Source organism: Vibrio sp. 10N.222.55.C6, assembly GCF_041473395.1.
GTDB lineage: Bacteria > Pseudomonadota > Gammaproteobacteria > Enterobacterales > Vibrionaceae > Vibrio > Vibrio crassostreae_C.
Map to the genome: position 1 here is coordinate 1 of NZ_JBFRSD010000929.1, position 559 is coordinate 559.

The 559-nt window shown below is 44.9% G+C and carries 1 pseudogene; it reads right to left on the reverse strand.

From position 1 onward, the window contains the following. Nucleotides 1–396: pseudogene (locus tag AB4486_RS26905) on the reverse strand (glucosaminidase); the annotation flags it as partial. Between the last annotated feature and the right edge of the window lie 163 nt (nucleotides 397–559).

Consider the following 559-nt stretch of genomic DNA (forward strand, 5'->3'; position numbering starts at 1 on the left):
AGGTACAGGCAGGCTATACAGCTTCCCTAGTCTCTTTGCGTATGACGCGTCTTCAGAGTCAACATTGTTCAACCCCGTCTCTGAAAGCTTGGTTAGAAACGCACGTTCTTTGGTGATTCGCTTGTTTTCGATGTTGATACTTGGGCGAAGATAAGAAAAGAAGGTGTCTTTCTTTTTATTTACATCTTCAATCGCTGCGAAATCTGGCTTATCAGAAGAGACGGTCAAGTCACCAAAGTTTTGCTCTGAGTCTGAAGCCTTTTGCCCCGCTCGCCTGCGCTCTTCTTCTTGTTGGTAAAGCATTGGGCCAACTAACGAGATCGAGCCAACTAAGGCTAATGCTGTCACTTTTAGCGCAAGTGATTTACTTGCGCTTAATTTAGAGTTGTTATGCATCGAATACCTGTGGGTCTTTATTGTTGCTACCGTTGTGGTCGTCGTCGCTCTTTGGTCTGTCTGACGCGATCAGTTTGAGTTTAATGCCAAACATCTCGCGGTAAAGAATCCCTTTCACGTGGAAGAAGAAAGGTAAAACGAAGATAAGGCCAATGCCGTACAT